General features: G+C 73.5%; 19 protein-coding genes. 13 read left to right on the forward strand and 6 right to left on the reverse strand.

What is annotated here, in order from left to right; translation table 11 throughout:
* Positions 1 to 12: 12 nt before the first annotated feature.
* From PO879_RS03560 to PO879_RS03570, 3 genes are all read left to right on the forward strand, one after another.
* Positions 13 to 1,026 carry a DNA-directed RNA polymerase subunit alpha gene (locus PO879_RS03560; RefSeq protein ID WP_278236552.1) on the forward strand — a complete coding sequence of 338 codons (1,014 nt, stop codon included), beginning with the start codon at positions 13 to 15 and terminating at the stop codon, positions 1,024 to 1,026.
* A gap of 76 nt (positions 1,027 to 1,102) precedes the next feature.
* Positions 1,103 to 1,630 carry a 50S ribosomal protein L17 gene (gene rplQ, locus PO879_RS03565; protein WP_278236553.1) on the forward strand — a complete coding sequence of 176 codons (528 nt, stop codon included), beginning with the start codon at positions 1,103 to 1,105 and terminating at the stop codon, positions 1,628 to 1,630.
* 78 nt (positions 1,631 to 1,708) lie between these two features.
* On the forward strand, positions 1,709 to 2,530 hold the full coding sequence (locus PO879_RS03570) for an alpha/beta hydrolase (RefSeq protein ID WP_278236554.1): 822 nt from the start codon (positions 1,709 to 1,711) through the stop codon (positions 2,528 to 2,530).
* Here the strand turns inward: PO879_RS03570 and PO879_RS03575 are convergent.
* Positions 2,420 to 3,175, reverse strand: coding sequence for an ROK family protein (locus PO879_RS03575; protein WP_278236555.1), 756 nt, complete (start codon positions 3,173 to 3,175; stop codon positions 2,420 to 2,422). The genes PO879_RS03570 and PO879_RS03575 overlap by 111 nt on opposite strands.
* 28 nt (positions 3,176 to 3,203) lie before the next feature.
* Here PO879_RS03575 and truA point away from each other — a divergent pair, with 28 nt between their 5' ends.
* Positions 3,204 to 4,124 carry a tRNA pseudouridine(38-40) synthase TruA gene (gene truA / locus PO879_RS03580; protein ID WP_278236556.1) on the forward strand — a complete coding sequence of 307 codons (921 nt, stop codon included), beginning with the start codon at positions 3,204 to 3,206 and terminating at the stop codon, positions 4,122 to 4,124.
* 216 nt (positions 4,125 to 4,340) lie between these two features.
* Here truA and PO879_RS03585 read toward each other — a convergent pair whose 3' ends face one another.
* Positions 4,341 to 4,754, reverse strand: coding sequence for a DUF5709 domain-containing protein (locus PO879_RS03585; protein WP_278236557.1), 414 nt, complete (start codon positions 4,752 to 4,754; stop codon positions 4,341 to 4,343).
* Between the two features lie 252 nt (positions 4,755 to 5,006).
* Here PO879_RS03585 and rplM point away from each other — a divergent pair, with 252 nt between their 5' ends.
* The 5 genes from rplM (at position 5,007) to PO879_RS03610 (ending at position 9,029) form a co-directional block, all read left to right on the forward strand.
* Positions 5,007 to 5,456: a 50S ribosomal protein L13 gene (gene rplM / locus PO879_RS03590; RefSeq protein ID WP_278236558.1), complete on the forward strand. Its 450-nt coding sequence runs from the start codon at positions 5,007 to 5,009 to the stop codon at positions 5,454 to 5,456.
* 32 nt (positions 5,457 to 5,488) lie between these two features.
* Positions 5,489 to 5,977, forward strand: a complete 489-nt coding sequence (rpsI, locus tag PO879_RS03595) for a 30S ribosomal protein S9 (RefSeq protein WP_278236559.1) — start codon at positions 5,489 to 5,491, stop codon at positions 5,975 to 5,977.
* A 142-nt stretch (positions 5,978 to 6,119) separates the two neighbouring features.
* Entirely contained in the window at positions 6,120 to 7,484 is a 1,365-nt protein-coding gene (glmM, locus tag PO879_RS03600; protein ID WP_278236560.1) for a phosphoglucosamine mutase, read from the forward strand.
* Between the two features lie 50 nt (positions 7,485 to 7,534).
* The gene (locus PO879_RS03605; protein ID WP_278237447.1) at positions 7,535 to 8,149 is read left to right on the forward strand and encodes a peptide deformylase; all 615 of its coding nucleotides are present in this window, start codon (positions 7,535 to 7,537) and stop codon (positions 8,147 to 8,149) included.
* Positions 8,150 to 8,333: 184 nt separating this feature from the next.
* Positions 8,334 to 9,029, forward strand: coding sequence for a DedA family protein (locus PO879_RS03610; protein ID WP_278236561.1), 696 nt, complete (start codon positions 8,334 to 8,336; stop codon positions 9,027 to 9,029).
* Here PO879_RS03610 and coaA read toward each other — a convergent pair.
* Entirely contained in the window at positions 9,015 to 9,989 is a 975-nt protein-coding gene (gene coaA / locus PO879_RS03615; protein WP_278237448.1) for a type I pantothenate kinase, read from the reverse strand. The two genes, PO879_RS03610 and coaA, sit on opposite strands and share 15 nt — an antisense overlap.
* A 125-nt stretch (positions 9,990 to 10,114) precedes the next feature.
* On the opposite strand from coaA, the gene glmS reads away from it, so the two are divergent.
* Together glmS and PO879_RS03625 are read left to right on the forward strand one after the other, a co-directional pair.
* Positions 10,115 to 12,001 carry a glutamine--fructose-6-phosphate transaminase (isomerizing) gene (gene glmS / locus PO879_RS03620; RefSeq protein WP_278236562.1) on the forward strand — a complete coding sequence of 629 codons (1,887 nt, stop codon included), beginning with the start codon at positions 10,115 to 10,117 and terminating at the stop codon, positions 11,999 to 12,001.
* Positions 12,002 to 12,032: 31 nt separating this feature from the next.
* Complete coding sequence (locus tag PO879_RS03625; RefSeq protein WP_278236563.1) at positions 12,033 to 12,383, forward strand: holo-ACP synthase; 351 nt, start codon at positions 12,033 to 12,035, stop codon at positions 12,381 to 12,383.
* A gap of 254 nt (positions 12,384 to 12,637) precedes the next feature.
* Here the strand turns inward: PO879_RS03625 and PO879_RS03630 are convergent, their stop codons facing one another.
* Positions 12,638 to 13,708 (reverse strand): TIGR03560 family F420-dependent LLM class oxidoreductase, encoded by a 1,071-nt coding sequence (locus PO879_RS03630; protein ID WP_278236564.1) that lies wholly within the window; start codon positions 13,706 to 13,708, stop codon positions 12,638 to 12,640.
* 73 nt (positions 13,709 to 13,781) lie between these two features.
* On the opposite strand from PO879_RS03630, the gene PO879_RS03635 reads away from it, so the two are divergent.
* Together PO879_RS03635 and PO879_RS03640 are read left to right on the forward strand one after the other, a co-directional pair.
* On the forward strand, positions 13,782 to 15,413 hold the full coding sequence (locus PO879_RS03635; RefSeq protein WP_278236565.1) for a bifunctional ADP-dependent NAD(P)H-hydrate dehydratase/NAD(P)H-hydrate epimerase: 1,632 nt from the start codon (positions 13,782 to 13,784) through the stop codon (positions 15,411 to 15,413).
* Positions 15,410 to 15,943: a GNAT family N-acetyltransferase gene (locus PO879_RS03640; protein WP_278236566.1), complete on the forward strand. Its 534-nt coding sequence runs from the start codon at positions 15,410 to 15,412 to the stop codon at positions 15,941 to 15,943. The genes PO879_RS03635 and PO879_RS03640 overlap by 4 nt, the downstream gene beginning before the upstream one ends.
* On the opposite strand, the gene PO879_RS03645 is transcribed toward PO879_RS03640, so the two are convergent.
* Together PO879_RS03645 and PO879_RS03650 are read right to left on the reverse strand one after the other, a co-directional pair.
* Entirely contained in the window at positions 15,918 to 16,400 is a 483-nt protein-coding gene (locus PO879_RS03645; protein ID WP_278236567.1) for a glutathione peroxidase, read from the reverse strand. The two genes, PO879_RS03640 and PO879_RS03645, sit on opposite strands and share 26 nt — an antisense overlap.
* 8 nt (positions 16,401 to 16,408) lie before the next feature.
* Positions 16,409 to 17,248, reverse strand: a complete 840-nt coding sequence (locus PO879_RS03650; RefSeq protein ID WP_278236568.1) for a cytochrome c biogenesis protein CcdA — start codon at positions 17,246 to 17,248, stop codon at positions 16,409 to 16,411.

Below are 17,248 nucleotides of genomic sequence, written 5' to 3' on the forward strand. Positions count from 1 at the left end.
AGGACCATCACAGTGCTCATCGCACAGCGCCCCTCGCTGACCGAAGAGGTCATCTCGGAGTACCGTTCGCGCTTCTCCATCGAGCCGCTCGAGCCCGGCTTCGGCTACACGCTCGGCAACTCGCTGCGTCGCACGCTGCTGTCGTCCATCCCGGGCGCGGCGGTCACCTCCATCCGCATCGACGGTGTGCTCCACGAGTTCACCACCGTGCCGGGTGTCAAGGAGGACGTCACCGAGATCATCCTCAACATCAAGAACCTCGTCGTCTCCTCGGAGAACGACGAGCCGGTCGTGATGTACCTGCGCAAGCAGGGCGCCGGTGCGGCGACCGCGGCGGACATCGTCCCGCCCGCGGGCGTCGAGGTGCACAACCCCGACCTGCACATCGCCACGCTCAACGACGAGGGCCGGCTCGAGATCGAGCTGACCGTCGAGCGGGGTCGTGGCTACGTGTCCGCCGCGCAGAACAAGACCCTGGACGCCGAGATCGGCCGCATCCCCGTGGACTCGATCTACTCGCCCGTCCTCAAGGTCACGTACAAGGTCGAGGCGACCCGTGTCGAGCAGCGCACCGACTTCGACAAGCTGATCGTCGACGTCGAGACGAAGAACGCGATCGCCCCGCGCGACGCGCTCGCCTCGGCCGGCAAGACGCTCGTCGAGCTCTTCGGCCTCGCCCGCGAGCTGAACGTCGAGGCCGAGGGCATCGAGATCGGCCCGTCGCCGACGGACTCCGCGCTGGCCGCGGACCTGGCGCTGCCGATCGAGGAGCTCAACCTCACGATCCGTTCGTACAACTGCCTCAAGCGTGAGGGCATCCACCAGGTGGGTGAGCTCGTGGCGCGCAGCGAGGCGGACCTGCTCGACATCCGCAACTTCGGTGCCAAGTCGATCAACGAGGTCAAGGAGAAGCTCGCGGAGCTGGGCCTTGCTCTCAAGGACTCGCCGCTCGACTTCGACCCCTCGGCGCAGTACTTCGCCGGCGGGGACGACGAGGCGTCGTACACCGACGAGCAGCCGTACTGACGCACCACACCTGCAGCGGCACCGCTCGACATGACGGGGCCGCGCGGTGTGGAACGACATCCAAGGAGAACCAGAAATGCCTACCCCCACCAAGGGTCCGCGGCTCGGCGGGAGCCCGGCTCACGAGCGGCTGATGCTCGCGAACCTGGCGACCGCTCTCTTCGAGCACGGCCGCATCACGACCACCGAGACGAAGGCGAAGCGCCTGCGCCCGGTCGCCGAGCGTCTGATCACCTTCGCCAAGCGCGGTGACCTGCACGCCCGCCGTCGGGTCCAGACCGTCGTGCGCGACAAGTCCGTCGTGCACACCCTGTTCACCGAGATCGCCCCGGCCATGGCCGAGCGCAACGGTGGCTACACGCGCATCACGAAGGTCGGCAACCGCAAGGGCGACAACGCCCCGATGGCGGTCATCGAGCTCGTGACCGAGCCCGTGAGCCCGAAGCAGGCGGTCGTCAAGGAGGCCACCAAGGCCGCCGAGAAGTCCGCGAAGTCGTCGAAGGCCGAGAAGCCGGCCGACACCGCCGAGGAGACCCCGGCCGCCGAGGCGCCCGAGGCCACCGAGGACAAGGCCGCCGAGTCCGAGGAGTCCAAGGAGGCCTGACCTCCCGACCTCCCGGCCGGACACGACGAGGGCCCCGCACCGTTGGTGCGGGGCCCTCGTCGTCCCTACGGTGAGGACATGCTTCCGGTGGTGCTCCTGCACGGCTCGCGCACCTCGCACACGATGTGGCGACGGCAGCTGGTGAGCCTCCGGGCGGCGGGTGTCCCCGCCGTCGCTCCCGACCTGCCCGGGCACGGCGCCCGTCGCGCGACGCGCTTCGAGCTGGACGAGGCCGTCGAGACGGTGCGCGAGGCCGTCGACGCGGCGGGCGGCCGCGCGCTGGTCGCGGGGCTGTCCCTCGGCGGGTACGTCGCGATCGAGCACCGCGCCCGGTACCCGGGGCAGAGCGCCGGGCTGCTCGCCGCCTCCTGCAGCACGAGCCCGGACACCCCGCTGCGGGCCGGATGGCTCGTCCTCGCCCGGTGGATCGAGCGGTGGCCGGACCGCGGAGCGCGTCTCAACGACCTCTTCGTCCGCGGCCTGCTGGACCCGGAGTCCGCGCGCGACGTCGGGGACGGCGGCTTCGCGCTGGAGGTGATGGTGGACGTGCTCGAGCAGGTCGGCCGGCTCGACACGCGGGCCGCACTGCGGCGCGCGTACAGCCCGGTGCGCCTGGTGAACGGCCAGTGGGACCACTTCCGCGGCCAGGAACGCTCGATGCTGGCCGCGGCGCGGTCCAGCGGGGCGGACGCCCGGCTCGTCGTCGTGCCGCGGGCCCGGCACCTGGTGAGCCTGGACGCCCCCGTGGCCTTCTCGCGCGCGCTGCTCGAGGCGCACGCGGCGGCGTCGTCAGCCGACCAGGTCCCAGGCGCGGACCCCGCCGACCAGCGCGGCGGTGTTCGGCACGACGACGACGTCGTCGCCGAGCCGGTCCAGCGCGGCCGGCGTCAGGCACCGTGAGTTCCCGCCCCCGAGGTACAGCCGGTCCCACCAGAACACCGGTCGCAGCCCGTCGACGACGGTGACCACGCGGCGCGACCACAGGCCGTTGCCGAGCCGCCGGCGCTCCGGCTCGCCGACGTACGCGTCGTAGGTGGTGCCGCGGCGTACGGGTGCCCGGGACCACTCCAGGTGCGGCGCCAGCCGGCCGCCGTCGAACAGGGCGGAGCCGAGGCCGGTCCCCAGGGTCAGCACCAGCTCGATCCCGCTGCCCGCGACGACCCCGGCGGCGTGCATCTCGGCGTCGTTGAGCACCAGCGCGGGCACGTCGAGCCGCGCGTGCAGCGCCGCGCGCAGGTCGACGTTGCGCCACCGCTCGACCAGGTCCGGGTCGACGCGGGTGCGCGGGCCGGCGCGCGTGACGTAGTGCGGGGTGTGCACGACCACCCCGTGCCGGATCATCCCGGGCAGCCCGACCGTGACGCGGTCGGGGCGGGGCAGTCCCGCCGCGATCGCGGCCACCGTGTCCACGAGCAGGTCGGGCGGCAGCGGGTACGGGGTCGGTACACGGACCGGGTCGGCGTGCGCCGTCCCCGCGTCGTCCAGGACGGTGGCCTTGATGCCACCGCCGCCGCAGTCCACGGCGAGGGTCATGAGGTCGGGCACGGGACCATCATCCGGGCACAATGGCCGGGTGAGCATCACGAACGCGCCGGTGACGCCCGACGACGCGACCGTGCGGGTCCGTCTGGACCTCGCCTACGCGGGGACCGGCTTCGCCGGCTGGGCCGCGCAGCCCGGGCTGCGCACCGTCCAGGGCGTCCTGGAGGAGGCGCTGGCCACGATCCTGCGCACGGAGCCGCTGGGCCTGCCGCGGCCGCGGCTCACGGTCGCCGGACGCACCGACGCCGGGGTGCACGCCCGGGGCCAGGTGGCCCACGTGGACGTGCCCCGCGACCGCTGGGACGCGATGCCGGGGCGCTCGGACCGCACGCCGGCCCGCGCCCTCGTCGACCGGCTGGCGGGAGTCCTGCCGAGCGACGTCGTGGTGCACGAGGCCGAGGTCGCGCCCCCGGGCTTCGACGCCCGCTTCTCGGCGCTGTCGCGGACCTACCGCTACCGCATCGCCGACGAGCACCCGCTGCGCGACCCGCTGCAGCGCGAGTGGGTGCTGTGGCACCGGCGGTCGCTGGACGTCGCCGCGATGGACGCGGCGGCGGCCCCGCTGACGGGCCTGCACGACTTCGCGGCCTTCTGCAAGCCGCGCGCGGGAGCGACCACCATCCGCGAGCTCACCCGGTTCTCCTGGTCGCGGCCCGACGACGGCCCCGATGCCGGCCTGGTGGTCGCCGAGGTCGTGGCGGACGCGTTCTGCCACTCGATGGTGCGCGCCCTGGTCGGGATGTCGCTCGCCGTGGGGGAGGGGCGGCGTCCGGCCGCGGACGCCGCGACGGTCCTCGCCGGCGGCGACCGGGGCGCGGCCGCGGCGGTCGCGCCGGCGTGCGGTCTGACGCTCGAGCACGTGGCCTACCCGGTGGCGGAGGCCGAGCTGGGTCGCAGGGCGCTGCGGATCCGGGCCCGCCGTCGGGCCGACGAGGTCGACGGGCGGCGGTGAGCGCCGTTTTCACCCCTGCTTCACCCGCCGGGCCCGCTCGTGCGTGCTGGTCCGCTCCCTAGACTGAACATCGGACTCGACACCGAGGACGTGGGGAGCACCTCCCCTGACGAGCCCCGTGGACGGGCGACTGGGGGACCCGGTCTGCGGCGGCGACGCGACCCCGGCTGCCCGCACACGGCGCGCCGGGGTCGCGTTGTCGTCCCGCGGGACGCGCTACGGCTCCTCGACCCAGTGGACCGCCGCTTCCTCGGCGCTCGCGCCCGCCCCGTCGACGCCCGCGTCGGTGCCGTAGAGGTCGTTGGACCGGCCACCGTCCTGGTTGGGGTCGGCCTCGTCGTCGGCGACCAGGCGTCCGGCCCGCGTGGTGTCGGGATGGGTGAGGGGGTCCACCTCCCAGTAGTCGGGCTGCTCCTCGGCCAGCCGACGGTCGAGCGGCTCCCCGGTCAGCTCCTCCCAGGCCGTCTCGCCCCAGTGGTTCGCCCGGGGGCGCTCCGGCGGCGAGTAGCCCTCGTCGAGGACGTCCTGCGTGCCGCGGTCGACCAGGGTGTCCTCCGCCGACAGCTGGTCGTTGTCGCCCTCGGCTCCGTTCTCCGGGTCGGGTCTCGTGCCCGAGGTGTCCTCGCTCATGCTCCTACCGTGCACCTCCGGGCGGCGGTCTGCAGCCCGGGGCCGGACGTGACCGAGGTCGCTTTGCCCTTCCTCCCCGCCACCGCTAGACTGATGAGTCGTTGTGCTATGCCCCAACGTCCGTGTCGTCGGCGATCCCACCGTGCGACGGCACCAGGCCAGGACGTTCCCGGGGCACCCGCGCACAACAGCTGTCTTCATCGGGCGCCGCTTCTCGCCCGACGACACCGAACACGAAAAGGTGACGCAACCGTGCGTACTTACACCCCGAAGCCCGGCGACATCCAGCGTGACTGGTACGTCGTCGACGCCTCCGACGTCGTGCTGGGCCGTCTGGCCAGCCAGGTCGCCACGCTCCTGCGCGGGAAGCACAAGCCGACCTTCGCCCCGCACGTGGACGGCGGCGACTTCGTCGTCGTCATCAACGCGGAGAAGGTGGCCCTCTCCGGCAACAAGCACGAGAACAAGCGGGCCTACCGCCACTCCGGGTACCCGGGTGGTCTCAGCTCGATCTCGTACGGCGAGCTGCTCGAGAAGAACCCCGAGCGCGCCGTCGAGAAGGCTGTGCGCGGCATGCTTCCCAAGACCAAGCTCGCTCGCGAGCAGCTCAAGAAGCTGAAGGTCTACCGCGGCGCGGAGCACCCGCACGCGGCGCAGAAGCCCCAGCCGTTCGAGATCACCCAGCTTTCGCAGCAGGCCTGAGCCGCTGCCCGACGCCGAGCGAAGGAATACCAGTGGCTGACACCACCGTCGACACCGAGCTGGACGAGAACACGCCCAGCAACTACACCTCCGAGACCGAGGCCCCCGTGGCCAACAGCGGTCAGTCCATCACCGCCCCGGGGCAGGCCCTCGGCCGCCGCAAGGAGGCCGTGGCGCGCGTTCGCCTCGTGCCCGGCTCCGGTGAGTGGAAGATCAACGGTCACACCCTCGAGCAGTACTTCCCGAACAAGGTGCACCAGCAGCTCGTCAACGACCCGCTGAAGCTGGTCGAGGTCGAGGGCCGCTTCGACGTCATCGCCCGCATCGCGGGTGGTGGCCCCTCGGGCCAGGCCGGCGCGCTGCGTCTCGCGATCGCCCGTGCCCTCAACGAGATCGACCGCGAGGCCAACCGCGACGCTCTCAAGAAGGCCGGCTTCCTCACCCGCGACGCGCGCGCGGTGGAGAGCAAGAAGGCCGGTCTCAAGAAGGCCCGCAAGGCTCCGCAGTACTCGAAGCGCTGATCGTCGCCGCTTCGCACGAACGGCCCCGTCGGTCCGCCCGACGGGGCCGTTCGCGTCCCCGGGGACGGAGCCGCCCGGGGCAGGGAGTGGGGCAGGGTGCCCCGCCCGCTAGGATCGACCGGATGTGGGGCGAGGAGGACTGATGGGACGACTTTTCGGTACGGACGGTGTCCGTGGCCTGGCCAACCGCGACGTGACCGTCGAGCTGGCGCTCGACCTGGGCAGCGCCGCCGCGGACGTGCTCGGACGTCGCACCGACACCGTGGGGCACCGCCCCAAGGCCGTCGTGGGGCGCGACCCCCGGGCGTCCGGCGAGTTCCTCTCGGCCGCCGTGAGCGCAGGTCTGGCCGGCTCCGGCGTCGACGTCGTCGACCTCGGCGTCGTGCCGACCCCGGCCCTCGCCTTCCTCGTGAGCGCCATGCAGGCCGACCTCGGCGTCATGGTCTCCGCCTCGCACAACCCGATGCCCGACAACGGCATCAAGTTCTTCGCCCGCGGCGGGCTCAAGCTGGACGACGGCGTCGAGGACGAGATCGAGGCGTTGCTCGGCACGGGCCGCGAACGCCCGACCGGTGCCGACGTCGGCCGGATCCGGGCCGACCAGGGCATCGCCGTCCGCCAGTACGTCGACCACGTCACCGCCAGCATCGGCACCACGCCCGACCACCGGCCGCTGGAAGGCCTGCGCATCGCCGTGGACGCCGCCAACGGTGCCGCGAGCCAGGTCGGCCCGGAGGCGCTGCGCCAGGCCGGGGCCGACGTCGTGGTCATCAACGCCAGCCCGGACGGGCGCAACATCAACGAGAAGGCCGGCTCGACCCACCCCGAGCAGCTGCAGGCCGTGGTCGTCGCTGCCGAGGCCGACTTCGGCGTCGCCTTCGACGGCGACGCGGACCGCTGCCTCGCCGTCGACCACGGCGGGGTGCTCGTCGACGGCGACCAGATCCTCGGCATCCTGGCCAAGTCGCTGCGCGTGGACGGCCGTCTGCCGCAGGACACGCTCGTGGTCACCGTGATGAGCAACCTCGGTCTGCTGCTGGCGATGCGCGACGCGGGGATCGCCACCCGGCAGACCGCCGTCGGCGACCGCTACGTCCTGGAGGACATGCGCACGGGCGGATTCGGTCTCGGCGGGGAGCAGTCGGGGCACATCATCCTGGCCGAGCACGCCACGACGGGGGACGGCGTCCTGACCGCGCTGCACCTGGCGGCGCGGGTCAAGGCCTCCGGTCAGCGGCTGGCCGACCTGGCCGCAGAGATCCCGCGGCTGCCCCAGACCCTCATCAACGTCAAGGACGTCGACAAGAACCGCGCCAGCACGGACGAGCGCGTGGTCGAGGCGGTCGAGGCCTCCGAGGCGGTGCTCGGCGAGACGGGGCGTGTGCTGCTGCGACCCTCGGGCACCGAACCGGTCGTGCGGGTCATGGTCGAGGCGGCCAGCCAGGCGCAGGCCGACGGCGTCGCGGAGCGGCTCGCGGCCGTGGTCCGGGAGCAGCTCGCCCTGTGACCGGCTGGTCGGGTCCGGTCCGTCCGGAGCTCGCCGAGGCCGTCGCCGACCTGCTCGACGTGGCCGAGGGGCGCACCGACCACCCCGGCGTGCTGCCGATCGTGCAGGCCGGCGACCCCGTGCTGCGGCGTCCGGCCGCGCCGTACACCGGACAGCTCGGCGACGTGCTGCCGCGGCTGCTGGGCGCGATGCGTCGCACCATGCACGCGGCTCCCGGCGTGGGGCTGGCCGCCCCGCAGGTCGGGATCGGGCTGGCGATCGCCGTGTGCGAGGACGCCGGCGTCCCCGACGACCCGAGGGACCGGCACCCCCTGCCCTTCCGCGTGCTGGTCAACCCCCGGTGTGCGCCGGTCGACGACACCCCCGACGTCCCCTTCTACGAGGGGTGCCTGTCCGTGGCGGGCTGGCAGGCCGTCGTCGCGCGTCACCGCCGGGTCCGGCTGACGGGTCAGGACGAGCACGGGACGGCGCTCGACGAGGTGCTGACGGGCTGGCCCGCGCGGATCGTGCAGCACGAGACCGACCATCTGCACGGTCGCCTCTACCTCGACGCGGCGGTCCCGCGGTCGCTGACCTCGAACGAGAACCTGCTGCGGCACTTCGCCGGGGACCCGGACCCCGGCCGGGCCGCGCAGGAGCTCGGGTTCGACCTGCCCGGCGCCTGAGGACGGGACCACGTCGACAGGGCGAGACGGCTCTGTGAATCCCCTGTGAACGTTCGCGGCGCAGGGCCTGTCGGGGCGTCCGGCGGACCCACCAGGTGCCCGCGGACCCCTACGCTGGTTCCCGGGCACCGGTCGGTGCCACCCATCGCCGGGGGGACGCCCGGCTGACGAACGAGGGAAACGCGTGCCGGGTCTGACGACGCTGCTGGAGCAGCTCGAGGGATGGATCCTCGAGGTCGCCGCGTCGCTGTGGATCTACCCGGCGATGTTCGCCTCGGCGTTCATCGACGGCTTCTTCCCGCCGGTCCCCAGCGAGTCCGTCCTGGTGACCCTCGTCATCTCCGCCCAGGCCACCGGCCTGCCGTGGCTCTGGCTCATCGTGCCCATCGCCGGCGTCGGCGCCTGGCTCGGCGACAACCTGGCCTACGTCCTGGGCCGCCGGGTCGGGACCGACCGCATCGGCATGCTGCGCTCGCAGCGCGGCCGCAAGGCGGTCTCCTGGGCGCGCCGTGCGCTCTCGCGGCGCGGTGCCGTGTTCATCATCGCCGCGCGCTACATCCCGGTCGGCCGGGTCGCGGTGAACATGACCGCCGGCGCCGTGGCGTACCCCCAGCGCCGGTTCATGATCTTCTCGGCGATCGCCGCGGTGCTCTGGTCCGCCTACTCCACGCTGATCGGGGTGGCCGCCGCCGGCGTGCTCGGCCACGACCCGCTGCTGGCCATGGCCGTCGGCGTCGTCGGGGGCGGGCTGCTGGGGCTGCTGGTCGACCGGGTCGTGCAGGTCTTCACCCCGCGCGAAGAGGTGCTGGAGGAGATGCGCGAGCAGGCGCCGTTGCCCCAGGAGGTCGCCGTCGGCCGCGACGACTCAGAGCTTGCGTAGCCTGACCCGCTGGACCGCGTGGTCCGCCCCCTTGCTCATGACGAGCGTGGCCCGGCTGCGGGTGGGCAGCACGTTCTGCTCGAGGTTGACCGCGTTGATGGTCTCCCAGATGTGCAGGGCGCGGTCCGTCGCCTCGGTGTCGGACAGCTCGGCGTAGCGCCGGAAGTACGACTCGGGCCGGCTGAACGCCGTGCGTCGGAGCTTGAGGAAGCGGTCGACGTACCACTGGCGGATCGTGCGGGTGCGGGCGTCGACGTAGATCGAGAAGTCGAAGAAGTCGCTCACCGCCACCGTCGACTCGTCGATGGAGGAGTACCGCGCCGGCTGCAGCACGTTCAGCCCCTCGACGATCAGCACGTCGGGACGGTGCACCACCGTCTCCTCGCCCGGCACGATGTCATAGGTGACGTGGGAGTAGACCGGGGCGCGGACCTCGGCCTGGCCGGCCTTGATCCGGGACAGGAAACGGATGAGCTTGCGGCGGTCGTACGACTCGGGGAACCCCTTGCGCGTCATCAGCCCGCGCCGCTCCAGCTCCGCGTTCGGGTAGAGGAACCCGTCGGTGGTGATCAGCTCGACGTGCGGCGTCTCCGGCCAGCGCGCCAGCATCTCGCGCAGGACGCGCGCCGTCGTCGACTTGCCGACCGCGACCGAGCCCGCCACCCCGATGACGTACGGGGTCCGGGGCGGGTCCTCGCCGAGGAACGTCGAGGTCGCCCGGTGCAGCCCGCCCGTCGCCGTCACGTACAGGTTCAGCAGCCGCGACAGCGGCCGGTAGACGGCGTCGACCTCCGCCAGGTCGATCGGGTCGCCCAGGCCGCGCAGGCGCTCGACGTCGGCGTCGGTCAGCGGCAGCGGCGTCTGCTCCGACAGCCGGCTCCACGCCGCGCGGTCGAAGTCCACGTACGGCGAGGCGGGGGCGAACCGGGACAGGTGCTCGCTCAGCGGCCGCGGCGGCACCGGTTCGCCGGGTGCGGGGCTGTGCTGGCTCGCGAAGGTCACAGGGACGATTCTGCCCGAGTCGGGACCGATGACGGCAATCCGGTGCTCGGGGACGCCCAGGGCGCGCGGGTAGACTCCGGCGCATGTGTGGCATCGTCGGATACGCCGGGACTGGTACTGCCGTCGCCGGAGGCCCGGACGCGAGCGAGCGTCCGCTGGAGGTGGCCCTGGCCGGGCTGAAGCGACTCGAGTACCGCGGGTACGACTCCGCGGGCGTGGCGCTCGTCGGCCCCGGCCGCCCCGAGGCGGCGTTCGCCAAGAAGTCCGGCAAGCTCGACAACCTCGTCGCGGAGATCGCGGCGCACCCGCTGCCGGCCGCGACGGCCGCGATCGGGCACACGCGGTGGGCGACCCACGGCGGCCCCACCGACACCAACGCCCACCCGCACCTGGCCGACGGCGACCGTCTCGCGGTCATCCACAACGGCATCATCGAGAACTACAGCGAGCTGCGCGACTCCTTGACGACCGACGGCGTCACGTTCCTGTCCGACACGGACACGGAGGTCGCCGCCCAGCTCCTGGCGCGCGAGTACCGGGCGGCCGGTGACCTCGCCACCGCGATGGCCGCCACCGCCCGCCAGCTCACCGGGACCTTCACCCTGCTCGCCGTGCACGCCGACGACCCGCAGACCGTGGTGGGCGCCCGGCACGACTCGCCGCTCGTCGTCGGCCTCGGCGCGGGGGAGAACTTCCTCGGCTCCGACGTCGCGGCCTTCGTGGAGCACACCAAGGAGGCGCTCGAGCTCGGCCAGGACCAGATCGTCACGATCACCCCGGACGCGGTGACCGTCACCGACTTCGACGGCGCGCCGGCCGAGGGCAAGCGGTTCACCGTCGACTGGGACGCGGCCGCCGCCGAGAAGGGCGGCTTCGACTCCTTCATGGACAAGGAGATCCACGACCAGCCCCACGCCGTCGCCGACACCCTGCTCGGCCGGACGGACTCCTCGGGCCGGATCATCCTCGACGACCTGCGCATCGACGAGTCCGTGCTGCGCAGCGTGAACAAGATCATCGTCATCGCCTGCGGGACGGCGGCCTATGCCGGGCACGTGGCCAAGTACGCCATCGAGCACTGGTGCCGCATCCCGGTCGAGGTCGAGCTCGCGCACGAGTTCCGCTACCGCGACCCGATCGTCGACGAGCGCACCCTGGTGGTGGCGATCTCGCAGTCCGGCGAGACCATGGACACCCTGATGGCGGTGCGCCACGCCCGCGAGCAGGGCGCCAAGGTGCTCGCCATCGTCAACACCAACGGCTCCACCATCCCGCGCGAGTCCGACGCCGTGCTGTACACGCACGCCGGTCCGGAGATCGCGGTGGCCTCGACCAAGGCCTTCCTGGCCCAGATCACCGCCGCCTACATCCTCGGGCTGTACCTGGCCCAGCTGCGCGGCAACAAGTTCCCCGACGAGGTCGCCCAGCTCTTCGACGAGCTGCGCGACATGTCCCGCAAGGTGCAGACCGTCATCGAGCGCGGCGAGTACGTCCGGGCCACCGCCCGGTCGATGCAAGCCGCCGACAAGGTGCTGTTCCTCGGCCGCCACGTCGGGTACCCGGTGGCGATGGAGGGTGCGCTGAAGCTCAAGGAGCTCGCCTACATCCACGCCGAGGGCTTCGCCGCGGGCGAGCTCAAGCACGGGCCGATCGCCCTGATCGACGAGGGCCAGCCGGTGTTCGTCGTGGTGCCCTCCCCGCGGGGCCGCGACCAGCTGCACTCCAAGGTCGTCTCCAACATCCAGGAGATCCGGGCGCGCGGGGCGCGCACGCTGGTGATCGCCGAGGACGGCGACGACGCGGTGCGGCAGTACGCCGACGAGATCTTCTGGATCCCGCAGGCCCCGTCGCTGCTCCAGCCGCTGCTCGCCGTGGTGCCGCTGCAGATCTTCGCGATGGCGCTCGCCGGCGCCAAGGGGCTCGACGTCGACCAGCCCCGCAACCTGGCCAAGTCGGTCACCGTCGAGTGACCCGTCGGCAGGGGTGACCAGGGGTGACACGGTGATCATCGGGGTGGGCATCGACGTCGTGGACGTCGAGCGGTTCATGGCGACCCTGGAGCGCACGCCCCGGTTGCGCGAGAAGCTGTTCACCGAGGCCGAGCGGGAGCTGCCGGCGTCGTCGTTGGCGGCCCGGTTCGCGGCCAAGGAGGCCATCGCCAAGGCGCTCGGCGCGCCGGGGACCATGCACTGGCACGACGCGACGGTGCACCGTGTGGTCGGCGGGCCGCCCCAGGTCGAGCTGCGCGGCTCGGTGCAGGCGCGGGCGGACGAGCTCGGGGTGCGGCACTGGCACCTGTCGATCTCGCACGACGCCGGGATCTCCTCGGCGATGGTGGTCGCCGAGGGCTGACCCGGAGCGAGCTGGCGAGTGCAGGGTCGGCCCGACCCGGGGGTGCCGAGGGCTGACCCGGAGCGAGCTGGCGAGTGCAGGGTCGGCCCGACCCTCGTGCGCCGAGGGCTGACCGACCCCTCGAGATACCGCTCCGTCGCCGAGATACCGGTCGATCGACGCCGACGACGGCGACGGGCCGGTATCTCGACGACCGGACGGTATCTCGACGACGGAGCGTCGTCTCGGGGACGGGCTCGAACCCAGGGGAGTGGTCAGCCCTGGAGCTCGGGGATGACCTGACGCTGGAACAGCTCGATCTGCTCGCGGTCGCCGACGGCGTTCGCGAAGTAGGTGATCGCGTACGTCATGCCGCGGGACCTCAGGTCCTGCAGCGTCTCGACGATCTGCTCCGGGGTGCCGACCAGGGGGCCGTTGCGCCAGTTGGCGATCTCGCGCTCGCCCGGCTCGCCCGGAGCGTACCGCGAGAAGTGCGAGGCCACCCAGGCCAGCTTGTCGTCGATCTCGGCCTGGTTCTCGCCGATGACCACGTTGTAGTTGGCCGACCGCGTGATCGCCCCGAAGTCCGTGCCGACGTCGGCGCAGTGCTGCTCCAGGATGCGCGACTTGTGGTCGAAGCCCTCCGGGTCGCCGGCGAAGTTGGTGTACTGGGCGTACTTCGCGGCGGTGCGCAGGGTCTTCCGCTCCCCGCCGCCGGCGATCCACAGCGGGATGGACGGCACGAGGTCGGCGCCGCCCGAGCTGTCCGAGGGGCCGACGGCCAACCGCTGCAGCGGCTGCGGGTAGCAGAGCGCCCCGTCGACCTGGTACCGCTCGCCGGTGAACGTGCCCGAGGACCCCGTGCGCCACATGTTCGCCATGATCTGCACGCCCTCGTCCAGGGCGCGCAGGCGCTCCCCGGCGGTGGGGAAGCCGTACCCGTACGCGCGCCACTCGTGCTCGTACCAGCCGGCGCCGATCCCCATCTCCACGCGGCCGCCGGAGATCGCGTCCACGGTGGAGGCGACCTTGGCGAGGTAGGTGGGTTCGCGGTAGGCCATGCACGTGCACATCTGCCCCAGGCGGACGCGCTGGGACGCGGCCGCGAAGGCGGCCATCAGCGACCAGGCCTCGTGGGTCGCCTCGGTGCTGGGCACGGGTACGGTGTGGAAGTGGTCGTAGACCCACACCGACTCCCAGGCGAACTCACCGCCCGGTACCGCCTCGCCGGCCGCGGCGTTGTCGGCGTAGTGGAGGAGAGACAGCATCGTCTCCCAGTGCTGCTCCGGCGGGACGTCCGTGAGGGACATCCGCCAGCCCTGCGGGATGAAGAGTCCGAATCGCATGCCTGAGAGCCTATTCCCCTGCGGCCCGCCGCGCCGCTGCGAGCCGCCCCGGTCAGGCGGCATGATCGAGGACATGATCTCCGCCTGGACCGCCGCCGACGTCCGCGCCGCCGAGGAACCGCTCCTGGCGGCCGGCGAACCTCTCATGGAGCGCGCCTCGTTCGCCCTGGCGGTGCAGGTCCTGGCCGACCTGCGCGCCCGACGGCGGCACGTCCGCGGGGCGCGCGCGGTCCTGCTGGTCGGGGCGGGCAACAACGGCGGCGACACCCTGCACGCCGGCGCGGTCCTCGCGCGCCGCGGTGTCGCGGTGACCGCGGTCCTCACCTCCGAGAAGGTCCACGCGGGAGGGCTCGCCGCGCTGCGCGGCGTCTCCGGGACCGTCGTCGACCTCCCCGCCGTCCCGGAGCGGACCGAGGCCGTGGCCGCCGACGTTGCCGGCGCCGACGTCGTCCTCGACGGGCTGCTCGGGATCGGCGCCCGGGGCGCGCTGCGCGGGCTCGCCGGAGACCTCGTCTCCGCCCTCGTCTCCCGGGGTGCTGTGGGCGTGAGATCCGCAGGATCGGAACGTCCCGAGCCTGCAGATTCCACGCCCACAGCATCGGGGGGCGGCCGAGAGCGGGCGCGGCGCCCGTGGGTGGTGGCCGTCGACCTGCCCTCCGGCATCGGGGTCGACGACGGCACGCTGCCCGGCCCCGTGCTCGCGGCCGACCGCACCGTCACCTTCGGCGCCGCCAAACCGGGCCTGCTGCTCCCGCCGGCCGCCCGCGTCGTCGGGGAGGTGACGGTGGTCGACATCGGCCTGGATCCCAGCGGGCCGCCCGCCGTCCGCCGCCTGGAGCCCGCCGACGTCGGCGCGCGCTGGCCGGTGCCCGGCCCGGCCGACCACAAGTACACCCGCGGTGTCGTCGGAGTGGTGGCCGGCACCGCCACCTACCCGGGGGCCGCCGTCCTCGCCGCGTCGGCCGCGGTGCGCACCGGCACCGGCATGGTGCGCTACCGCGGCTCGGCCCCCGTGGCGCGGGCCGTCCTCGCCGCCCGCCCCGAGGTCGTCACCGCGACGGGGCGCGTCCAGGCGTGGGTGGTCGGCCCCGGGATCCCCACCACCCGCGACCGCGACGACCCCGCCGACGACGGGCAGCACGACCGCGGGCGGGGCGGCCTCGCCGTGGCCGCCGGGAACCTGCCGGGGACGTCGTACGGGCCGGTGCCCGCCGTCGTCGACGCGGGCGGGCTGCCGCTGCTCGCGGAGTCGAGCCCGCCCTGGTTCGTCCTGACCCCGCACGCCGGCGAGCTCGCCGGGCTGCTGCGCTCCCGCGGCGAGGACGTCCACCGCGACGACGTCGAGGCGGCTCCGCTGCACTGGGCCCGGCGCGCCCACGAGCTCACCGGTGCCACGGTGCTGCTCAAGGGCGGCGTGACCCTCGTGGTCGGCCCCGACGGTGCCTGGGCCCAGGCCGACGCGCCCGGCTGGCTGGCCACCGCCGGCGCCGGCGACGTGCTCGCGGGGATCCTGGGCACGATGATCGCCGCCCGGTCGGAGGAGATCGTCGCCGAGCCGGCGCTCGCGGCCCAGGTCGCGGCGGGTGCCGCGCTGGTGCACGGGCTCGCGGCCGAGCGGGCGAACCCCGGCGGCCCCGTCGCCGCCCTGGACGTCGCCGCGGCGGTGCCCGCCACCGTGGCCGGGCTGCTCGAGCAGCGAGGATGATGCCGCTGACCGCGCCGGACGGCCCCGCGGGCGTGTCGGTGCGACGGGCCCGCGCGGCGGACCTGCTCGCGATCGAGGACGTCCAGGAGGCCGCGGGCCGCGGTGAGCTCCTCGACGGGGTGCGGGCGGCCCTGCACGACCCGCAGCGGCTGGTGGTGGTCGCCGAGGCCGCCGGCGCCGTCGTCGGCTGGGCCAAGACCCACGTGCACGCGACGTCCGACGGCGTCGCCCCGGCGGGCCACTACCTCGGCGGGGTGACCGTCGAGCCGACATGGCGGCGCCGCGGTGTCGGGACGGCGCTGACCGCCGTGCGGATGGACTGGCTGGCCGAGCGCGCCGGGCGGGTGCACTACATGGTCAACGCCGCGAACACCGCGTCGATCGCGCTGCACGCACCGTGGGGGTTCCGGGAGGTGGTGCGCTCCTCCGCGCTGCACGGGGTGCGGTTCGCGGGCGGCGTCGGGGTGCTGCTGGGCGCCGACCTGCCGGCACCCGCCCCGCCGGTCAGCGCGGCAGGTGGGACTCGATGACCTCGACGATCTCCGGGTCGTCCGGCACGGTCTTGGGGGAGTAGCGGCGGACCTCGCCACCGGGCAGCACGAGGAACTTCTCGAAGTTCCACCGGATGCGGCCGTCGTGGCCGCCGGCGTCCGGGGTCTTCGTCAGCTCGGCGTACAGCGGGTGGGCGTTCCTGCCGTTGACCTTGACCTTGGACACCACGGGGAACGTCACCCCGTAGGTGGCCGAGCAGAACTCCGCGATCTTCTCGTCGGTGGACAGCTCCTGCAGGAACTGGTTGCTGGGGAACCCCACGACCGTGAACCCGCGCTCGGCGTACTTCTGCTGGAGCTGCTCCAGGGCGGTGTACTGCGGGGTCAGGCCGCAGCGCGAGGCGACGTTGACGACCATCACCACGTCGTCGCGGTGCTCGGCCAGCGTCGCGGTCGTGCCGTCCATCCGGTCGAACGGGATCTCGTAGATGTCCATGCGTCCCATCATGCCCGGTGTCGACGCCACCAGGTCAGGCCTGCCACGGACCCGAGCACGACGACGAGCACCGCCAGCAGACCGACCCAGCCCAGGCTCTCCGCGGTCGAGGCCAGCCAGCGCTGGACGGCGGCCGCACCCTCGACGACCGGGTCGGTGCCGGCCCCGCCGTACAGGACCCGCAGCTCCCAGAACCCGTACCAGGCCACGTACAGCCCCGCGACGAGGAGGATGGCGCCGCCGACGCGGGCCAGGACCGGTCCGGCACGGCGGGCGCGACCCACGACACCGGCCCCCGCGACGGCCACGACGACGGCGGCCGTGCCGACGAGCAGCGCCATCCCGGCCGCGTAGGTGGCGAACAGCGCGACGCCCTGCCCCACGGACCCGGCGCGGAACGCGGTGACGACGACGGCGAGGAACGGCGCGATGGTGCAGGTCAGCGACGCCAGGGCGTACGAGGCGCCGAACCCCACCACCGACCACCAGCGGTCCGTCAGGGGACGACCCGTCCCGGTGCGCAGCACCCGCAGTCCCGGCAGCTCCCGCCCGGCGACCACCCACGCGCCGGCGGCGGCGAGCACGACGCCGAGCACGAGGGTGAACACGGGCAGCCAGCGCTGGACCGAGCTGGCCACCGGCGCCACGACGAGCCCGAAGGTGCCGAACACGGCGACGAACCCGAGGGTGAGCGCCGCCGTCGAGCGCAGGGCGCGGCCGACGGCGGACGCCCGGCCGTCGTCGGGCCGCACCAGGGTGGCGAGGTAGGCGGGCAGCAGCGCGAACCCGCACGGGTTGACCGCCGCCACCAGGCCGGCCCCGAGGGCGAGCGCGAACCCCTCGCCCAC

Origin of the sequence: Isoptericola sp. AK164, from assembly GCF_029643425.1 — a bacterium.
Taxonomy (GTDB): Bacteria; Actinomycetota; Actinomycetes; order Actinomycetales; family Cellulomonadaceae; genus Isoptericola; species Isoptericola haloaureus.

Excerpts from the sequence above, each read along its gene's own strand:
- glmM (WP_278236560.1), top strand. The coding sequence starts at position 6,120 with ATGGGACGACTTTTCGGTACGGACGGTGTCCGTGGCCTGGCCAACCGC.
- PO879_RS03585 (WP_278236557.1), bottom strand. The coding sequence starts at position 4,754 with ATGAGCGAGGACACCTCGGGCACGAGACCCGACCCGGAGAACGGAGCC.
- glmS (WP_278236562.1), top strand. The coding sequence starts at position 10,115 with ATGTGTGGCATCGTCGGATACGCCGGGACTGGTACTGCCGTCGCCGGA.
- PO879_RS03645 (WP_278236567.1), bottom strand. The coding sequence starts at position 16,400 with ATGGACATCTACGAGATCCCGTTCGACCGGATGGACGGCACGACCGCG.
- rplQ (WP_278236553.1), top strand. The coding sequence starts at position 1,103 with ATGCCTACCCCCACCAAGGGTCCGCGGCTCGGCGGGAGCCCGGCTCAC.
- PO879_RS03640 (WP_278236566.1), top strand. The coding sequence starts at position 15,410 with ATGATGCCGCTGACCGCGCCGGACGGCCCCGCGGGCGTGTCGGTGCGA.
- PO879_RS03635 (WP_278236565.1), top strand. The coding sequence starts at position 13,782 with ATGATCTCCGCCTGGACCGCCGCCGACGTCCGCGCCGCCGAGGAACCG.
- PO879_RS03570 (WP_278236554.1), top strand. The coding sequence starts at position 1,709 with ATGCTTCCGGTGGTGCTCCTGCACGGCTCGCGCACCTCGCACACGATG.
- PO879_RS03630 (WP_278236564.1), bottom strand. The coding sequence starts at position 13,708 with ATGCGATTCGGACTCTTCATCCCGCAGGGCTGGCGGATGTCCCTCACG.